Origin of the sequence: Nocardia sp. NPDC050717 (genome assembly GCF_040654275.1) — a bacterium.
Classification (GTDB): Bacteria; Actinomycetota; Actinomycetes; order Mycobacteriales; family Mycobacteriaceae; genus Nocardia.
Genome location: NZ_JBFAHR010000003.1, coordinates 334,640 through 355,206 on the forward strand (window position 1 = coordinate 334,640; position 20,567 = coordinate 355,206).

Below are 20,567 nucleotides of genomic sequence, written 5' to 3' on the forward strand. Positions count from 1 at the left end.
CTCCGATCGGTCAGGCACGGTCGCTGAACATTGACATCCGGTGGGCCGGATCGGCAACCACGTTACGGATAAGCAGGCCGAGGTCCAGTTCCGGCGGCAGGGCACGGTAGATCAGCTCGCCCATCGGCCTGCCGTCGACGGCGACGGTGAACCGCGTCATCCGCTGTGCCGAACGCTCCCAGCCCACGTGCGCGCCTTCGGTGACATCGATGGGCTGGCTACCCACCTGCACGAGCAGCCGCTCGCCGAGCCGGTAGAAGATCACCGTCACCCCGTCGAGATCGCCGTAGAGACCATCGGCGCCGAGCTGCCCCGGCGGCGCGGGCCGCAACGCTCCCGACCGCGGATCGAATTCGGCCACCACACCACTGCCGTACGGACGCACCAGCAGCACGGCCTGCTCGACCGGCGACTGATACGCCGGGCGGTAAGGGCTGCGATCACCACCCTGCCCACCATTCGGCGGCATCATCGGCGGCGGATACATCGGCGCACCCGACTGCCCGCCGGCCCCACCGCTCTGCGCGTTCGCGGAGCCGCCGTTCCCCCCGCCCGACGGCTCACCGATACCCGAGCCGTAGGGCTGACCTGGTCCGGTGTACGGCTGACCGTGCCCGGGCGAGTACGGCTGGCCTGGAGCCGAGTACGACTGACCGGGTCCGGACGAGTACGACTGACCAGGGCCGGACGAGTACTGCTGTCCTGTGCCAGACGAGTACGACTGATCAGAGCCGTACTGATACGGCTGACCGGTGCCCGGCATGGACGGCTGGCCATTGCCCGGCTGATACGGCTGCCCCGCCTCGGGCTGGTACGCCGGGCCGTTCCCGTGTGAAGGCACCTGACCTGGCGAGTACGGCTGTCCACCACCCGGAGCGAACGACTGGTCGGGTCCCGACTGGTAGGGCTGACCGTTTCCAGGAACGAACGGCTGACCGGTGGCCTGCGAGTACGGCTGACCGGCGTTCGGCGCGTAAGGCTGATCGACGTTCGGCGCGTACGGGTGCCCAGGTCCAGGCTGACTGTTACCAGGAGCAAGCGGCTGTCCACCATCGCCCGGCATGTAGGGCTGACCGCTACCCGGCACGAACGGCTGACCGGACCCCGGCTGGAAATGCTGACCACTTCCAGGAACGAACGGCTGGTCGGGCCCAGGCCGGTAGCCCAGGCCGTTGTCCGGCGCGAAGGGCTGGTCAACCCCAGGCTGGAAGGGCTGACCGTTTCCGGGAACGAACGATTGACCGTTGCCTAGGGCAGATGGCTGGCCGTTGTCCGGCAACGACGGCATACCGGAACCCGGGGGCTGCGCTACCCACGGCGGGAGTGGCGGCATGGCATGGCCGGCACCGGACGGCGGAACCGGCCATGGCGGCGCGGTCGGACCGTTCGGCAAAGCTGCGGGCGGAACCGGGGTATTCGGCGACGGCGCGGTGGGCGTCGGTTCCGGGAAGCCGGGCGGCACCGGGATCGTCGGCGGAACCGACGAATCCGTCGGCGACGGAAGTGTCGGCGGCACTGAGGGTTCCGACGGCCCAGGCAGCTGCGGGAATCCCGGCGGCAACGGAATCTGCGGCGGCACGGGCGCCCCCGGCAACTGCGGAAGTTGCGGCGACGCAGGCGGCTGCGGCCACTCCGGCAACTGCGGCGACGCAGGCGGCTGCGGCCACTCCGGCAACTGCGGCGGCACAGGCGGCTGCGGCCACTCCGGCAACTGCGGCGGCACAGGCGGTTCCGGCAGTTGGGGCGGCGCAGGGGGTTCCGGAAGCTCCGGCAACTCCGGAAGCTCCGGCAACTGCGGAGGTACCGGTGGCGTCGGAGGCTGCGGCGGGACCGGGGGTACAGGTGGCTGCGGCGGGACCGGAGGCACCGGCGGGTGCGGCGGCTCGGGAACCTCCGGCGGGCGCGGCGGCTCCTGGTCGGGCGGGCACGGCTGCTCCGGCGGGACCGGCGGGACCGGCGGGCGGGGAGGCTCGGGGTCCTCGGGTTCAGGCGTCAAATCCAGTGGCGGCACCGGCCATTCGACAGCGTCGAAGACGGGCACATCGAATTCCACCTCGTACTCGTGGGGCGGATGCGGAATGTGCGACCGCAGCGCCGACCCCGGCAGAGGCCGGCGCCCACCGGGCCGATCACCGTCGGCAGTCCGCGGCGGCGCGCCCGCTCCGCCCGGATCGAATCCCTTGTCCGGGTCCGCATCCGAACCGTCAGCCTCGCCACGATCGGCATCCGCATCCGGCTCGCCAGCGGGGCGACGCCGCGACCCGTCACCAGGCTCCGACGAATCGTCCCCATCGGCCTCTGCCGCAGGACGATGCCCCTGCGGGATACCGGGATCACCCGGATCCGTCACCGGACGCACCACCGACGGCGCGGACGAATCCTCGCCCGTCACAACGACATCGTCATCGTCCCCGGCTCGACGCGATTCAGCCTCACCGACAACAGGTTCCGGGTCTCCAGCAGGGCGCTGCCGCGGATCCTCGCCGCCCTCCACCTTCTTCGGCTCATCCGAACCGACACCCTCGCTGTCGACCTCAGCCGTCGGACGTCGCTCCGCGGGAATACCGGGATCACCCGGATCGGTCACCGGACGCACCGCCGGCGGCGCGGACGAATCCCTCCCCGACACGATGTCGTCGCCGTTCACTGTGCCGTCGGACTCACGCGGGTTCTGTTCGCCGTCACCAGATTCCGGTTCGCCGGGAGAACGATGTCGCGAATCGGCACCGGGCGCCTCTGGTCCGGGCGAACCGCCGCTCTGGAGCTCGGCCGCGGGGCGGTGACCGTTGGGGATTCCCGGGTCGCCCGGATCGGTGACCGGATCCAGTACCAGCGGTGCGGACGGATCGTCTGTGGTGGCGCGGTCCTGGTTCTCGGCCGGGGGCCGCGACTCGCGCGACGCGGAGTCGTCGACGGGCGAAGTTCCGTTGCTGCCGTGCGGTTCCGGCCCGGAAGGCAGACCCGGGCGCACCGGCGCGCCGGAGACAGCCGGGGGCGACGTCGGGTGACCAGGGCCGGGCAGACCGTCCGGTTCCGAGGAAGGGCTGGCCTCCGACGGTCCGTCGCCGAGCGCGGTCGTCTCGCTGGCGCCGAGCTCGGGATCGGTGACGAACGGCTCGTTGAACAACTCGCGCAGCCGGGCGATATCCGCCGCCCGCTGCCGGATCTCGTCGCGGATCTGCTGGTGCACCTCGGCGAGCTTGTCCAGCGTGAGCCGCTCGTGCTTGTCGATGCGGCCGTCGCGGAACCACTCGTAGACCTGGGCGACCTTCTGGTCGTCGGCGTCGGTGATGTCGGCGCCGAGGAGGCGGGCGTGGTCGCGGCTCGGGCCGCGGACGGCATCGCCGGGTGCCGGTGGCAGCGGGGAACGCTCGCCGAGGTCGTCGGCGCCGACTTCGCGCAGGAAGTCGAGGGCGTCGCGGGGATGCACGGGCGGATCGTCACCGATGGCACGCGGATCGGTCGCCGGGTCGTAGACCAGGTTCTCGGCGTACGGGTCGATCTTCGCCAGCGCCCGCACGTAGTCGGCGAGGGGGCCGGTGAGGTCGTCCAGCTCGCCGCGCGCGGCCCGGTTCGACAGCGCCTCGGCCAGCGCGGCGGCGTCCAGCGGCAGTCCGCCGCGCGGCAAGCCGAGGTGCGGGGCCAGCGCGTCGCGGGCGGCGTCGACGGCGGCCGGATCGAACGCGCGCAGCAGCTTCGCGTACTCGGTGAGATCCTTGGCGCGCTGACGGTGCAGTTCCACCCTGGTCGTGGGATCGGCGAGCCGGTCGGCGACCAGTTCGGGACTGAGATCGCCCGCGTCGACGCCGAATCGCAGCGCCAGTGCGCTGCGCGCGTTGTGCAGCGCGTTGAAGTTGTCGACCGCGTCGACGCTGAGGGCGTAGTCGACCAGGCCCTCGAGCTGCCTGGCCCGCACGTGATTGGCTCGGTCGAGCTCGGCGAGCAGATCGTTGAGCTGCCGGGGCGACAGGTTCGACGGATCGTCGATCCCGAGCCGGGCCGCCACCTCGGCGACTTCGGCCCGCACCTCGGCCAGCGAACGAGTCTCCGGGACAGTCTGTTCGGGCCCGTCGGCCGTGGCGGGCAAGTTCTCCGACACCTGGTGGCGGGCGGGGGTCTCGACCACTCGCCACGGCTCGGAGCCGTCGCGGACCATGGTCACGTCGACGCTGCGCCCCTCCAGGTCACCGCGCAGGTGCCGCACCTCCGGCGCCTCGACCTCGTGGACGCGCACCCGCCCCTGATCGTCGACCCCGACGATCCTGACCTGGATGTCCACCTCGCCGCGGTTGAGCCGGTCGATGAAGTCCGCGTCGACCTCGGCCAGTGCCCGCGCGAGCGCGGCCTCGTGCCCGGCGCCGGTGTCGACGATCGCGATCGTGCCGTTCTCCGGATCGAGCACGAGCCGGTCGCCGGTGTCGCCGCTCGTGAAATCCGCGATGCGCTGGGCGAATTCGCCGAACCGTCCGACATTGCCGTCGAGTTGCTCGCGCAGCATCGCGATCTCGGCGTCCAGGTTGCGGACCAAGGCCTCGAGGTCGGCGCCCGCCAGATGCGCCCAGGTGGACCGTTCGTCGCGCAGCCCGGCGCGGCGCAGCGCGTCGTCGAAGATCTTGCGGGCGTCCTCGGCGTGGATGGTCTGGGAGCCGCCGTCGTCGCTCAGATCGGGCCAGAGGTCGACCCACTCGCCGCCGTTGTTCACCCCGCGCCAGTTCAGCATGTCGAAGCTGAACTTCTCGCCCCTGGCCGCGACGACTTCCTTCAGGTAGGCGCCCAGCGGGTCCTTGCTGAAGAAGTTGGCGGGCCGGAACGGGATGTCCGCGTGCTCGGCGTTGAAGAACCGCGCGGCCGCTTCGAGCGCCTGGATCACGCCGTCGCGCCGCAGCAGCCGGTACTGCGCCTCGGCCAGCGCCCGGCGCAGCCCTTCCTCGCTGAAATCGGTGATCCGCATGCCGAGTTCGCCGGCGAGGGCGTCGAGCACGGTGGCATCGGCGATGCGCTGGTTGACAGCGTCCACCACCTCCCGCAGCCACGGCGGCAGCGGTTCGGTCGGCTCGACGGACCGGTCGGGCTCGGCCGGAAGTTGCTGCTGCTCAGCGGCTTCCGGTAGCTCGTCGGCCTGCCTCGCGGCGAGCTCTTCGGGCGTCAGGCTCTCGGGCTCGAGCAGATGTTCGAGCCCGGCGTCGCGCAGCTCCTGTTCGATCTGGCGGCGCAACTCCGGATCGGCGTCGGAGATCCACGGCTTGTACTCGGTGCCGTCGAGGTTGCGCAGCGGCAGGAACTCGCCCGCCTGATCGGCGATGCGCGAGGAGAGGTGCTTGAGGATGGGCACCAGCTCACGCTTGCGCCACATCTCGATGCCCTCTTTGAGGATGCGTACCGGGTTGAACTTGATCTGCAGCTGGTCGTACTCGCCGCCGGGCGCGTTCGGCGTCGCGTCCTTCACCGAGGTCAGCGGCAGCCCGGCGCCGTGGCCGAGCATGGATTGGCCCGCGCTGTCGAGGCTGGAACCCGACGGGTACTTCGGGTTTTCGCCGAGGAACGGCCGGTCGAAGACCCGGTCCCAGAGCCTGCGCAGCCAGTTCTTCTTCGGCTTCTCCACGGCCTGCTCGGTGGGCTGCGGACGCTGTGCGGGCTCGGGTGGTGCGGCCGGTTCCAGATGCCAGGCGTCCGGGCCGTCCTCCACCCGGCGCAGCAGCGTCTGGTCGCCCTCGACATCGACGGACAGCATTCGGTCGTCGAGTTCGGTGCGGGCCAGCCGGTCCAGATGCGCGAGGTCGGTGGCGTCCCGGGAGACCGAGGCGCGCAGCCTGGTGATGTCGTCGGCCGCGCGGGTGAGCCCAGGATCGGCGGGCAGACCCAACCGGGCCGCCCACCGCCGCGCGACCGCCTCCCGCACCGCCCGCTGCTGCGGATCGGTGGCCGCCTCGGCATGGCGCACCGCGGCCGCGAACGCCTCGACCGCACCCGCCCGCAACAGCTGTCGGTACCGGGCCGCGTCGAGCGAGGCGGGGTCGATGAGGTCGACGCCGAACCGCGCGGCGAGCCGGTCGAGGGCCTGCTGGGCGAGTTCCATGCGCGGCGCGCCCGGCTGGGCGCCGTCCTCCGGCGGCAGCACGGCCGACGGCCGCAGCGGCTGTGCCCGCTGGTCTGGTTCCGGCTCGGCGCCGAGTCCGGGGCGCGAGCTGTCGTCGAGACCGGTCCGGCGCAGTTCCTCGGCGACGTCGGCGCGCGCCTCGGGGTCGCCCTCGACCCGCCACTGCTCGACCCCGTCCTGGAGCTGGTCGAGATCGAGCGGCTCGTAGTCGTCGGGGTAGCGCATCGGCTTGCCGAGTTCGGCGTCGGGGTCCAGTGCGCTGTCGAGGAATCCGCGCGCCCGCGCCATGTCAGCGATCTCGGCGAGCGCGCCCAGCGGATCACGCTGACCGGTGAGCGCCTCCCCCAGACCGAGCGCCTCGGCGAGCCTGCGGACCTGCTCGGCCTGCTGCGGGGTCAGCGGCGTGGCGTCCGCATGGGCCGAGGGCGGCAGGTCACTGAGGTCCTGGAGGAACCGGCGCACATCGTCGATGAGGTCGCTGCGCTGCTGCGCGCGGGTCGGCGGGTCGGCGGGCGCGTCCGTGTCCGGCCCTGCCAGATCGGCGTCGCCGGGCACGGCCAGTTCGGCCGGCTTCGGCAGCGTGAAGTCGATCGGCGACGAACTCTTCGACGGCTCTTCGGGTTCCGGGCTGAGCGCGGTCGGCGGGTGCGCGGGTGGCTTCCCGGGCGGGCCTGCGGGCGCGGGACTCGGGGCGGGCGGTTCGCCGGACTCGTCGTCACCTCGCGACTCGCCGTCAGCCCGCGAACCGTTCTCGGACTCGTTGTCAGGCCGAGAACCCTCGGCACCATCGTCAGCACCGCGCGAACCCTCGGCGCCATCAGCACCGCGCGAACCCTCAGCTCCGTAGCCGGCACCGCGCGAACCCTCGGCGGGTGGAGTTCCGCTGTCACCATTGGCTTCCGGGCTAGATCCACCACTTTCCAAGGCCGACGTGCCCTGCGAATCACCCGCAGGCGGAGTTCCACTGTCGCCATTGACGTCCGGACCGGCTGGCAGCCCTGGACGCACCGGCGCGCCCGGCGTAGCGGGACCCGTGGGCAGTCCGGCGCGCGACGACGGCTCCGAGCCCGACTCGGACGGCCCATCGAGCGCGGGCCTGTCCGACCCACCGACCTCCGGATCGGTGACGAACGGCTCGTTGAGCAGCTCCCGCAACCGGGCGATATCGGCGGCCCGCTGCCGGATCTCGTCGCGGATCTCCGCGTGCACCTGCGCGAGCTGTTCGAGGGTGAGGCGCTCGTGCTTGTCGATGCGGCCGTCGCGGAACCACTCGTACACCTGGGCGACGCGGCGGTCGTCGGCATCGGTCAGGTCGACGCCGAGCAGACGCGCGTGATCGCGGCTCGGGCCGGGGACCGCGTCCTCGGGCGCGGGCGGCAGGGGCGACCGGTCGGAGAGATCGTCGGCGCCCACTTCGCGCAGGAAATCGAGGGCGTCGCCCGGATGCACCGGTGGATCGTCGCCGATCGCGCGCGGGTCGGCCTCGGGGTTGTAGACCAGGTTCTCGGCGTACGGGTCGATCTCGGCGAGCGCGCGCACATAGTCAGCCAGCGGGCCGGTGAGATCATCGAGCGCGCCGCGCGCGGCCCGGTTCGACACCGCGTCAGCCAACGCCGCCGCGTCCAGCGGCAGCCCGCCGCGGGGCAGGCCGAGGTGCGGGGCGAGCGCGTCGCGAGCGGCGTCGACGGCGACGGGATCCAGCGCGCGCAGCAGTTTCGCGTACTCGGTCAGGTTCGCGGACCGCTGCCGATGCAGCTCGACGCGCGTCGCGGGATCGGCCAGACCGTTGGCGATCACCTCCGGGCTCAGCGCCTCCGGGGTGACGCCGAACCGCAGCGCCAGCGCACTGCGCACATTGTGCAGCGCGTTGAAGTTGTCGATCGCGTCGGCGCTGCGCGCGTAGTCGACCAGGCCCTCGACCTGCCTGGCCCGCACCTGATTGGCCCGTTCCTGCTCGGCGAGCAGGCGGTCGAGCTGTTCGGCGGACAGGTTCGACGGATCGTCGATGCCCAGCCGCCCCGCCACCTCGGCGATGTCGGCCCTGACCTCGGCCAGCGAACGAGGTTCGCGGACCGGCTGATTCGTGTCGTCGGCGACGACGGGCAGGGTGGTCTCGGGTGCGGCGTCCCGGGGCGGCAGCTCCACGAGCCGCCACGGGCCGTTCCCCTCACGCACCGTCGTCGCGTCGACGATACGGCCGTCGACCTCGGTGCGCAGGTGCCGGATCTCGGGCGCGTCGACCTCGAGCAGGTGCACGCGGCCGTCGGCGTCGATGCCGACCACCCGGATCTCGATGTCGATCTCGCCGCGGTTGAGCCGGTCGAGGAAGTCCGCGTCGGCCTCGGCCAGCGCCCGCGCCAGCGCGGCCTCGTGCCCGGCGCCGGTGTCCACGATCGCGATCCGGCCGTTCTCGGCGTCGAGGACCAGCCGGTCGCCGGTGTCGCTGTCGTTGAAATCCGCGACCCGACGGGTGAATTCGCCGAGCTTGCCGATGTTGTCGTCGAGTTGCCCACGCAGCGCGGCGATCTCGGCATCCAGATTTCGAACCAGCGCATCGAGATCGGCGCCTGCCAGATGCGCCCAGGTCGACCGCTCGTCGCGCAGCCCGGCGCGGCGCAGCGCGTCGTCGAAGATCTTGCGCGCGTCCTCGGCGAGCACGGTCGGATCGTTGCCGTCGTCGGCGAGGTCGGCCCAGAGGGTGGGCAGCTCGCCGCCGTTGTTCACGCCGCGCCAGTTCAGCATCTGCAGACTGAACTCGTCGCCCCTGGCCGCGACGACTTCCTTCAGGTAGGCGCCCAGCGGGTCCTTGCTGTGGAAGTTGGCCGGCCGGAAGGGAATCTCGGCGTTCTCGGCGTTGAAGAATCGCGAGGCCGCTTCCAGTGCCTGGATCACACCGTCGCGCCGCAGCAGGCGGTATTCCGCCTCGGCCAGCGCCTTGCGCAGCCCTTCCTCGCTGAAATCGGTGATCCGCACCCCGAGTTCGTGCGCCAGCGCCTCGAGCACGGTCGCGTCGGAGATCCGCCCGTTGACGGCGTCGACGACCTCCCGCAGCCACGGCGGCAGCGGCTCGGCGACGGCGGGAACCTCCTCGCCCTCGCTCGAAACCCGCACCGGCTCTTCGGATTCCGGGAGCTCCCTGGTCTCGCGCGCGGCCAGCTCCCGCGGCGTCAGACTCTCGGGCTCGAGCAGATGTTCGAGCCCGGCGTCGCGCAGGTCCTGTTCGATCTGGCGGCGCAGTTCCGGATCGGCGTCGGAGATCCACGGCTTGTACTCGGTGCCGTCGAGGTTGCGCAGCGGCAGGAACTCCCCCGCCTGATCGGCGATCCGCGACGACAGGTGCCGCAGGATCGGCACCAGTTCGCGGTTCTGCCACATGAGCACACCCTCTTTGAGGATGCGCGCCGGGTTGAACTTGATCTGCAGCTGGTCGTACTCGCCGCCGGGCGCGTTGGGCGTCGAGTCCTTCACCGTGGTCAGCGGCAGCCCGGCGCTGTGGCCGAGCATCGACTGGCCGGCGCCGTCGATGCTGGAGCCGGAGGGATACTTCGGGTTCTCGCCGTAGTAGCCACGATTGACGATGCGGTCCCAGAGCTTGCGCAGCCAGTTCTTCTTCGGCGGCACCTCGACCGCCGTCTCGGCGGTCGTCCGGAACGGCTTCGGTTCGCGATGCGCGACCGGTTCGAGATGCCAGGAGTCGGGGCCGTCGGCGACCAGTCGCACCAGCATTTTGTCGCCGTCGACATCCAGCGACATCACCCGGTCGTCGAGTTCGTTGCGCACCACCTGATACAGATGCGCCATGTCGCCGGCGTCGCGCGTCACCGCGGCCCGCAGGCGGTTGATTTCATCGGCGGCGCGGGTGAGACTCGGATCGGCAGGCAGACCCAGCCGAGCTGCCCACCGCCGCGCGACTGCCTCGCGCAGCGCCCGCTGCTGCGGATCGGTCGCGGCCTCGGCATGCCGCACCGCGGCCGCGAACGCCTCGACCGCACCCGCCCGCATCAACTGCCGGTACCGCGCGGCATCCAGGGCGCCGGGATCGGTGAGATCGACGCCGAACCGGGCGGCCAGGCGATCCATCGCCTGCTGGGCGGGCTCGATCCGGGGGCTGCCCGGCTGGCGCGCGCCGTCTTCCGGCGGCAGGATCGAAGACGGTTGCAGCGGAGTGGCCTTCGGAGTCGACTCCGGATCTGTTCCGAGCGCGGGGCGCGCGTCGTCGTCGAGTCCGGCGCGGCGCAGTTCCTCGGCGATGTCGGCGCGCACCTCGGGGTCGCCCTCGACCCGCCACTGGTCGAGCCCGTCCTGCAGCTCGTCCACGTCGAGCGGCTCGTAGTCGTCCGGGTAGCGCATCGGCTTGCCGAGTTCGGCATCGGGATCCAGTGCGCTGTCGAGGAATCCCCGCGCCCGCGCCATGTCGGCGATCTCGGCGAGCGCGCCCAGCGGATCACGCTGACCGGTCAGCGTCTCACCCAGCCCCAAGGCCTCGGCCAGCCTGCGGACCTGCTCGGCCTGCTCCGGCGACAGCGGCGGCACGTCGGCATGGACCGACGGCGGCAGGTCGTTCAGTTCCTGCAGGAACTGGTGGACGTCGTTGAGGAAATCCCGGCGCTGGTACGCGCGTTCAGGCGCGGCATCGGGATCGGAATCGGCACCGTCGTCGACCGACCGGTCCAGCGTGGTATCGCCGGGCACGGCCAATTCGGCCGGTTCCTTCGGCAGCGCGAAGTCCAGCGGCGACGAACTCTTCGCCGGCTCTTCGGGTTCCGGACTGGGCGCCGTCGGCGGCCGAGACGGCGGTTTGGACGGCGGGCCGCCGGGAGCAGTGCTCGACGCAGGCGGGTCGCCCGAGTCGTCGTCATCATCGCGTGATCCGTCGCGCTCGGGCCCCGGCGCATCCGGATCGCCATCGCTGTCCTCGGCGCGAGAGGTTCCCTCGGCGGGCGCTTCGTGGCGCGGACCGTCGCCACCGTCCGAACCGTCGTCGACCGAATCGTCACCGCTGACAGACTGTTCGCCGCTCTGGCGCTCGACCGCGGCCGCGAACCTCGCCGCCATCTCCGCGCGGGCCGCGTCGAATTCCTGCTGGGCCCGCAGATACGACGCGAGCGCCTGCGCGTCGGCCAGCGCCTCGGCATCGAGGTCCTCGGGCCGCACCTGGGTGGCCTCGGCGAGTTCCGCCCGCAGCGCGTCGAACTTCTGCTGCGCGGCCAGGAAGGACTCCAGCGCGGCCAGATCCGCCGCGCGCATCGCCATGTCCGCCGCGGACTCGTCGCCGCGCCGCGCGGCGGCCTCGGCGTCCCTGGCCGCCAGTTCCTCGAACCTGGCGGCGATCTCCGCTTGTGTGGCCTCGAACTCGCGCTGGGCGCGCAGATACGACTCGAGCGCGGCCAGATCCGCGTCGACGGCGTCGAGTTCGCGCAGCGAGTCGTCGAGCGCCGCGTCGGCCTGATCGGTGCGCCGCTCGTCGGCCTGATCGTGCAGCCGGTTCTGCCGCTCGACCGCCTCGTCGATGCGCGCGAGCGGGTCGACCGGCTCGCCGGGCCCGACCAGATCGTTGAGCGACGGGATCGGCTCGGCCAGTTCATCGGCGACCTCGTCCAGCTTGCGCATGGTCTGGTCGAGCTTCGCCTCGGCCCGGTCGTCCAGATCGGTTCCACGCTCCGGCGGCAGGCCGTCCGGGTCGTCGCCTGGATCCGGTTGTGGCCGAGTGTCATTGGTGGGCGGCCGACCGGCGCCTCCGTTGCCACTCGGTTCCGGGGAGCCTGCGGGCGGCGATCCGGCGGGCAGCTCCCGCGACCCGCCCGGCAGGGCATCGGGCGCGCGCCCCCCATGCGGCCTGGCGGCGGAATCGGCGGGCGGCAGGTCGGCCACCGGTCGATAGAACTCGTCGGTCAGCGCCTTCAGCTGCTCGATCTGCTCGGTCCTGAGGCGGATCTCCGCGCGGATGGCGGCGATCTCGGCAGCCAGCTTCTCCGGGCTCAGCCCCTCGTGCTTCTCGATCTTGCCGTCGCGGTAGGCCTCGTAGATCTCGACGAACTTCGCGTCGTCGGCGGTCGAGACGTCCACCCCGACCAGTCGCGCCCAGTCGCGGTTCGGTCGCGGCCGTGGATCTTTCGGATCGGCGGGCAGATCCGAGCCGTAGGAGCGGGCGACATTGTCGGCGACCTGGGCGGCGAAATCGAGAGGGTCGGCGCCGGGCTCGGCGGCGCCGACCACATCGCGCAGGCCGTGGATCGCACCGGGGTCGTAGATGTGCGGCTCGCCCGTGGTGCGCGGGTCCGCCGCTCTGGTGCCCGCGGGGTGATCGGTGTACGGGTCGACGCGCATCAGCACGTCGGCGTAGGCGGCCAGCGCGTTCCGCACGTGGTCGCCCGCGCCGTTCCGGTTCAGCCGCGTGACGAGCTTGCGCAGCTTGGCCGGGTCGATGCCGCTGTCGGCCGGGCCGACCTTCGACCGGCCCGTCACCGGATCGGTCCTGCTGACCTTCGGTCGCAGCGCCTCCGGATTCTCCGGGCTCAGCGCCCTGATCAGGGCTTCCTGCGCCGCCTTGACCGCGGCGTCGTCGACATTGCGCAGCTGCTGCGAGTACCCGGCGGTCTTGCTCGGCTCGCGCTGCTGCCCGTCGAGCAGGTCCTCGAACTGCTGCTGACGGGTGCCGCGCCGCTGCTTCGGATCCACCAGCGCCTCGGCGATCCGCCGCGGCGTGAGCTCGCCCTCCGGGATACCGAGCCGCGTCGCCAGCTGATCGCGCGCGTCACCGATCAGATAGAAGGTCTCGATGTCGGCCATGGTGCGGGCGTAGTCGGCCAGCGCCTCGGTCTGGCCCGCGCGCACTGCGTTGTCCAGGTGCAGTGCGCGAATGGTGGCGTCGATGTTGTCCGGATGCAGCGCGGCCGGGCCGAGGTTCAGTTCCCGTGCCAGGTCGACGATGTCGCGCACCATCTGGGCACGGTCGCGCGGAGCCGGGGGCGGTTCGGGCGTCGGCTGCACCGGGCGCCACTCGCCGTCCTCGCCGCGCATCATCGTCACCTGCAGTTCGGCGCCGTCCACGGTGCGCCGGATGTGCTGCACCTCCGGGGTGGCCACCGGGTCCAGGAACTGCCTGCCCGCGCCGTCGGCGTGCACCGCGCGGAAGTCGGGGCGCAGCACCCCGTTGTCGATGTCGATCGCGAGCTCGGGGTTGTCGCGCAGCGCGCGGGCCAGCGCCTCTTCGCGGTCGAGCGGGCCGTCGACCACCAGCAGCCGGTCCGGGCCGCCGTCGGCGTCGGGCACGCGGGCGACCTGATCGCCGTAGGACCTGCCGACCGGTTCGGCGCCCTCGCCCTGCAGGATCGGCTGCGCGGCGGCGATGAAATCGGCCAGGTTCTGGGCCCGCTGTCGCGCCGAGTCGCGCAGTTCGTTGAGCGTCGGCTCCATCCGGTCGCCCGACAGGTCGCTCAGATCGCGGCCGAACATCGCTGCCCAACTGGACAATTCGTCACGCAACTGGTCGCGGCGCAGGGCGTGTTCGAAGAATTCGCGCGCTCGCGCCTCGTCGCGACCCGGCTCCCGGTCGTCGGAGAAGCTGGCCCATTCGGGCAGCCGGTCCGCGCCGTTGCCGACCCGGTCGTAATCGCGCAGCGCGGTGACGCCCTCGAAGGCGACGATCAGATCGCGCAGGAACCGGCCGAGCGGATCCTTGTCGAGGAAGCTGACCTCGCGCGAGAACGGCACCGGACGTGGGGCACTCGTGTCACCCCAGTGACTCCGCGGTTCGGCGGCGCCCACCTCGTCGTCGTCGAAGTAGTCGTCGTCGTCACGCGGTTCGTCGGACCCGAGCTCGCGCAACCGGTCCGGGCGGTTCAGCGTCCGATCGTCGGGTGCGGGCGCCGGGTCGGCGGGATGGTCGGCGCGCCGGTACGGGCGGGTCTGTTCCTCGTCGGCGCGGCGGGCCGCGTCGGCCAGGCCCTCGATGGCGCCGATCTCGCGCAGCAGCCGATGGCTCTGCCGGTCGATCGCCCGGCGCACATCCAGCGGTCCCTCGCCGTCGAGGTCGATACCGAGCCGCTCGGCCATCTCGCTCAGCGTCTCGCCCTCGGGCGGCGGACCCAGCTGCTCCGGCTTCGTCTCGGGCGGCGGGATCGGCGCGTCCTCCAGCGCCCGCGCCTCGTCGGTGTCGACGAGGCCGTTGAATTCCAGATCGTCGATCAGGTCCTGCCGCAGCTGCGGATCCCGCGCGTTGTCGAACAGTTCCCGCAGGATGCCGCGGGCCTCGTCGGCGTCCATCCGGTTCGCCCGCAGCTCGCTGACCACGGTCTCGCGCACATCGTTCGGGTTCGCGTCGGTGATCCACGGCCGGTATTCGGTACCGTCCGGGAAATACACCGGCTGATAGTTCCCGGCCGAGTCCGCCTGCCTGCCGAGCATCGGGCCGATGAAGGGAATGTTCTCGCGGTTGTGATACCAGGTGAGCCCCTCGCGCCCGATCCGCGCCACATTCAGCGCGGGATCGCCCGGCCCCGGCGGGGGCGCGCCCATCACCGGACCGTCGACCGGCGGCGGCGCCGGCTGCGCCGGTGTCGGCGCCGGATCCGAGATCAGCTGCGCCCCACCGGTCACCCCGTCACGCAACGCGGTCTGCCCACGATGATCGAGGCCGGACCCCGACGGATACTTCAGATTCAGCCCGGAGTACCCGGCGTTGAGATCATCGACCAACTTACGCAAGACATTCCGGTTGTCGACCTCGCGAATATCCGCGTCATCGCGCGCCGGCACATTCTGCGCGGCCTCGTCCCCATCGTTACGCGCGACCACCCACTGCCCGTCGGCCAACTGGATGTGCAGCGCGACGACATCCCCGTTGGGGCCGAGCTCGACCCGCACCTCCCGCTGGGGAGCCTCGGGTTCGGGGTCGGCGAAATCGGGTTGGCGACGCGTGGATTCGTCGTCGTCGGCGCCGAGCCAGTCGGTGTTGTCGGTGTCGGGGTCCGGCCGATCCGGCGTGTCCGTGCTGTGGTGGGGCACGTTCATGTCGTCGGTCGTTACGTCGTGGTCCACGGACCGGTCGATCGTGGCGGGGTCGACGTCGAAGGGCAGCGGAACGTCGGCGAGCAGATCGACGCCGTCGCGGGAAAGCAGCAGCTCGGTGACGGTGATCGTCCCGTCGGCGTCGGCGTGCACGAGCCGGTACTCGACCTGGAGGGTGCCGTCTTCCATGGCCGCGCGCAGTTGGTCCACCGCGTCGCGGATCGCCCGGCCTTCGGGGCTGTCGGGGTCGATGCCACGTTCGCGCATCTGCTCGGGCGTCTCGTTGAGCAACCGGACGAAGTTACGGTCCTTGTTCAGGATATGGCGCAGGTACTCCGGTGACCCCTGCTCGGCGCTGATGACTTTGGACCCGCCGAGCGTGGACCCGACACCCTTCGCCTCGACGATCAACAGCGTCGGCCCCGAACCCCCGTCGGGACGGGGGACGAACGACGCGATGTCAACCACACCGGCTCCGTCGAACGCGCCGGCAAAGGGCGAGAGCTGGATCGCGCCGGGCCGGGCATCCGGATCGAGGGCGTAGTCGAGCCCAGCCAGCTCGCCGAGCTTCTTGGAGACCTCGACCATTTCGCGTCCGAGGTCGTTGTAGTTGGTGGCGACGTCCTCCAGATCATCGATCAGATCTTGTTTTCTGTCGCGTTCCTCCTGGCTCAGCGTGGTTTCGGCAAGTTCTGCATGCAGGCTCTGGATCTTCGCCGACAGCGCCTTGGGCGCAAGTTCGTGCCTGCTCTCGATACCGAACTCGTCCATGAGCTCGTCGAGCTCATCGCCAACGCCGTCCCGCTCGGTCTGCAGTTCGAGGCGCCGAACCGAGAGCTCGCTCAGCTCCGCCGCGCGAGCTGGATCCCGCATCTCGTGCGGCGCCGAATCCCCCTCTTGAGCACGATGCTGATAATCGGCACCCGAGAGGTGGTCATCGACGAACCCGGTGGAGTCGTACAGCCGGAAGAGGACGTTGCGCTTGGTCCCCGCCGGATCGTCGACGTGATGCCAGGTCCCGTCCGGATCCCGGTAGCTGTCCAACCGATCGTCGGGCCGGCGCAACAACCCGTCGTCCCCACGGACCATCCCCGGTGGCACCGGCTCGTCGGACCCGCGATCCGGGCTCGCGACATCGTCGTCGTCGCCCATGAAGTCCGTATCCGGCGGATACTCCGGCGACACCAGTCGCGGCTCGATGACATTGCCCTCGGCGGCGGCCCGTTCGATGTCGACGTGGCGGATCGGGTCGACGCGGGGCGCGCCCTCGTCGATGATGTGGCCCGCGGTGCTCTCGGTGCCCTGCACGACCCGGGTGCAGTTGGCGCAGCAGGGCGCTTCGGCGTCGCGGCTGGGCACGTAGGGCGAGTTGAGGATCGAGGCGAGACCGTCGAAGTCTGTCGGCAGCTGGTCGTCGGGACCGCGCCGCTGGTTGAGCAGTTCCCGGTCGTGCAGGGCGGCGTTGGTGCCGCGGATCTCGGCGTGGCCGAGGGGGTTGTCCGAGTGCGGGAAGAACCTCGGATCGCCGCCGTTGTGGTAGACGTCGGTGGGATCCTGGTACTGGGAGACGTTGTCGTGCAACGTCGAATGCAGGTCGGAGGGATGGATCCGATGCTCGGACGGGCCGTTGGCGGCCTCGTACACGCGACCGGTGAGACGGTCGATGGTGATGGACGAGACGTGGCCGCGCCGCTTGCCCGGAAGACGGTCGGCTTCGGCCTTCGCCAGGCGTTTGGCGGGTGAGTTGCCCGCCTCGGCTTCGGCCTTGTCAGCGGCGAGGAAGTTGTCGAGGTCGGTCTTGGCCGCCTGGGCCTTCTCCTTGGCCGTCTTCAGGCCGTCCTGCGCGTCACGCACCAGCTGGTCGCCGTTTTCGGCACCGCTGTCGCGCGCGTTCTGCGCCTCTTTGAGCTTGATGGCGGCATCGCGAACCCCACGGCCCGCCGCTGCCTTTTCGTCTTCGAGCGCCTTCTGCTGCGCCTTGTGCTGCTCGACCTCGGCGACCAGGGCGGCATCGATCGTCGCCGCGTCGACGAACGCGCGGCCGCGCTCCTCGCTGAGCCGATGCGAGAACTCGTCGATCGGTTCCCCGCCGACGTGGGTGATCCGGGGCGGATCGCCCTCGGTCCGCACCATCGGGTCGTTCGTATCGAGCACGCCGAGCAGGTGCGCGTCCACGCCGGGCGTCTGGCTGAACGGCACCGTCGACGGGTCGACGGGGGGCGTCAGGAACGACATTGCGGCCGGCCGGGTGGGCGAATCCTCGTCGCTCATGAAGTCGACCAGATCGCGGTCGAGCGGTGGCCCGTCGCCGTCGAGCGAGTCGAGGTCGCGTGGATTGCCGGGATCGGAATCCGGGCGCAGCGAGGAGAGATCGTCGGGCGCGGTGACCGAATCCGGGCTGAAGGTGCGCCACTTGCCGCCGCGGTCGATCACCGGCACCGAGTCGGGCTCGTTCTTCACGCCGACCCGGTCGGTCGGCGCGGTGACGTCGACGCCCAGCGCGTCGGCGATGTATTGCGCCCAGCCCTTGGCGTTTCCGGCGTGGCAGGACAGCAGGCGGATCGGGGTGCCGGGCACATAGTTCGGGTTGCTGCGGATGGCGTCGACAATGTCCTTCGGGTCGACCGCGTCGCCGTTGCTCGGCGTCACCGCACCGTCGCGGCGGCCGTGCACGACGACGTCGTGGGAGCCGTCGTTGCGCACGTTCTGGCTGACGCGATGGGTGCGCGCGTCCTCGCCGATCGCCGTGCCCGTGGGGTGGTGGACGACGCCCTGCCCGTTGGGCAGGCGGGTGTCGTAGACCGGCCCGCTGTCGTTGTCGTCGGGCTGCGGCTGTCGACGGTCGTCGCCGTCGGCGCGATCACGCGGCGAGGTGGTGTCGTCGGCGCCCGCACGCCCCGGCCTGGCGGTCTCCGGACCGGACCGCGCCGGGCTCGCCCCGGGCTCCGCGCCGATGATCGGCACGATCGGCGCGACCTCGGCCAGCGGGTCGGCGTCCGAGGTGTCCCTGGCACGCACCGGCTCGGCGGTGACCTCGGACTCCGAGCGCACCGGCGGCGCTTCGCCGGGCGCGGCCTGCAGACCCTGCAACGGGGTCTCGGCAAGACCCGCCCCGCGCTGTTCGCCCACACCGGCGCGGCTCTCGCCCTCGGGACGGCTTGTCGGTGTGCCGGATTCCTCGGCGGTGCCCTTCGGATCCGCGACCCCCGACTCGTCGACGGTCGGGCTGTCGGTCCTGACTTCCGGTGCGCCGGAACGGATATCGGAACCGGACTGCACCCCGTCCGGTGTGCCCGACCGGACCTCCGGGGAGCCGGGACGCGCCCCCGGCTGAGAACCCTGATTCGGAGTCGTCGACTGCTGGCCGGGTGTCGACTGCGGGGCGGGCGTGGATTGGGTTGGCGTGGTGGGTGATTGGGTCGGCGTCGCCGCCGGCTGACCCGTTGTCGGCGTCGCGCCCTGCCCGGTGACCGGCGCCTGCCCGGTCGCGGCGGGCGATGGACCCGCCGTCGCGGCCGGCCCGGCGCCCGTCATCCCCGCACCGACCGGCGCGCCGGCTGCCTGCGTCGTCGTGTCGCGGTTCGTCGTCTGGGTGCCGTCGGACTGCGTGACCGGCTGACCACTCGACTGCGCGTCGGTGCGCGTGCCCTCGCCGACACTCGCACCGTCGGTCTGCTCGGCCTCGCCTGCCCTCGACTTGTCCTGGCCCGAATCCGACTGCGCCGCAGGGCTTTCCCCTTCGGCGCGAGCACCGCCGTCCTGCCGTCCGCCGTCCCCGGCCTGCGATTCGCCCGTCTGAACCTCGGGCTTGGCGTCCTGCCGCCCGGCCCCGCTGCCACCGGCCTCGGTGGTGGACTGCCGGTCGTCCCCGGACTGCTGATTCGCCTGTCCCTCACCGGTATTCGTCGGCGCGGGGGCTTCGCCCTCGGGCGACTGGGTTGCGCCGGCGGGGCGCATCGACTGGCCGTCGTCGTCGGCGCCGGCCCGCGACTCACCCGAGCCCTCGCCGCCCATGGTGTCCTCGCCGGCGCCCGCGCGCACGCCGTCGTCACCGCCGACGCCCGTCGCGCCGTCGTCGTCGGCGCCTGCCCGGTTCTCCCCCTCGCCGCCGGGGCGGTTGGACGAGCCGTCCCCGCCGGCGCCGTCGCTTTGTCCGAAGGTGCCGAGGTCGTAACCGGGGCCCATGGCATCGCGGATTTGCGAGCTGAAGCTGGGCCGTTCGAACAGACCGGGTTTCATCGACGACCAGGCGGAGTTGGCTCCGGCCTTGTTCAACCCTGAGAGCCCGCCATTGCTGGCACCGGCACTCCACATGAGCGGATCCGATGCCGCGGTCTGCAGGTTCTCCCAGGCCTTGTCCCAGCCCTGGGTGAAACCCTCGTAGCCGAACTGGCCGAGCATGCCGCCGCCCGCGCCGACCAGTCCCGCGCCGGTGCCGGTGATCGCGCCCTTGAGCCAGGGCGCCATGCCGTCGCCGAGTTTCTTGCCGAGGAAGTTGCCGAACGGACCGGCCGCCAGACCACCGGCGGCCGAACTCACCGCGGCCGCCTTGACCTGGTTCCAGTCGATCTCCTTGCGGTGGCCCTGATCCACCTGCCACTGCTGGACGCCGAGTTCCTGCAGGGTGCCCAGCGCGGTGTCGATCGCCACGTGCTGGCCGATGAACTTCAGCACGCGGGTGATCACCGCCTTCGCGCCGTGGCGCAGGATCGCCGCGAGCACGCGGCCGAAGATCGTCCGCGCCACGATGCGGGTCGCGGCAACCGCCGCCGCCTGCACAGCGGGCGCGGTCGGCGGAAAAACCCACGCCGCAGCGATTTCCAGCGCCAGCAAGCCAAGCGACGACAGGAACATGATCTTCGTGTATTCGATCTCGGTGCCGGTCTGATACACCGAATCACCGAGCGTGTCGAACAATTCGGCCAGCTTCGTCACCGACTGGTCGCCGCGGGCCATCCCCTCGAAGGCCTTGAGCATGTCGTCGACGCCCTCGCCCTGCGGATACGCCTTGAACGCAGCGTCTTTGGCGGCATCGATGTCGTCGACGAGACCGCGCAGACTGTCGGCGGCCGTGCGCCAGTCCTCGGCCATGGCCCACATCTCGTCTTCATTGCCCTCTGGCCATTCCATGCCAGCGAGAATCGAGAGCCAGTGCAGCCCGGACGGCAGATCGATCATGGAGGGCTACGTCACCAGCTCGAGTCCGTGAACGTCGCCATCGCCCCTCATCCCTCCACAGTCGTGCCCGATCGAGCACACCACAACTCGTTCGCCTGCGCAACAGAGTGGCAGGCAGCGGCGAATAAGCGGTGACGAAAGAATGAACGCCGAGCGGCTGGAACAAGCCCCTCGGCGCCGTCGGCCACCTGTCTGCACGGGTGAACTTGACGACCCGGCGGTCCACGCGAAGGATCGGGGTCGGCGGCTCGCCGCAGCGCGGGCGCGACCGACGGACCCGTGC

1 protein-coding gene is annotated in these 20,567 nt (G+C 71.3%); it reads right to left on the reverse strand.

What is annotated here, in order from left to right; all coding sequences use genetic code 11:
• Positions 1–10: 10 nt before the first annotated feature.
• Positions 11–20,284 carry a hypothetical protein gene (locus AB0H56_RS09975; protein WP_357159941.1) on the reverse strand — a complete coding sequence of 6,758 codons (20,274 nt, stop codon included), beginning with the start codon at positions 20,282–20,284 and terminating at the stop codon, positions 11–13.
• Positions 20,285–20,567: the final 283 nt, after the last annotated feature.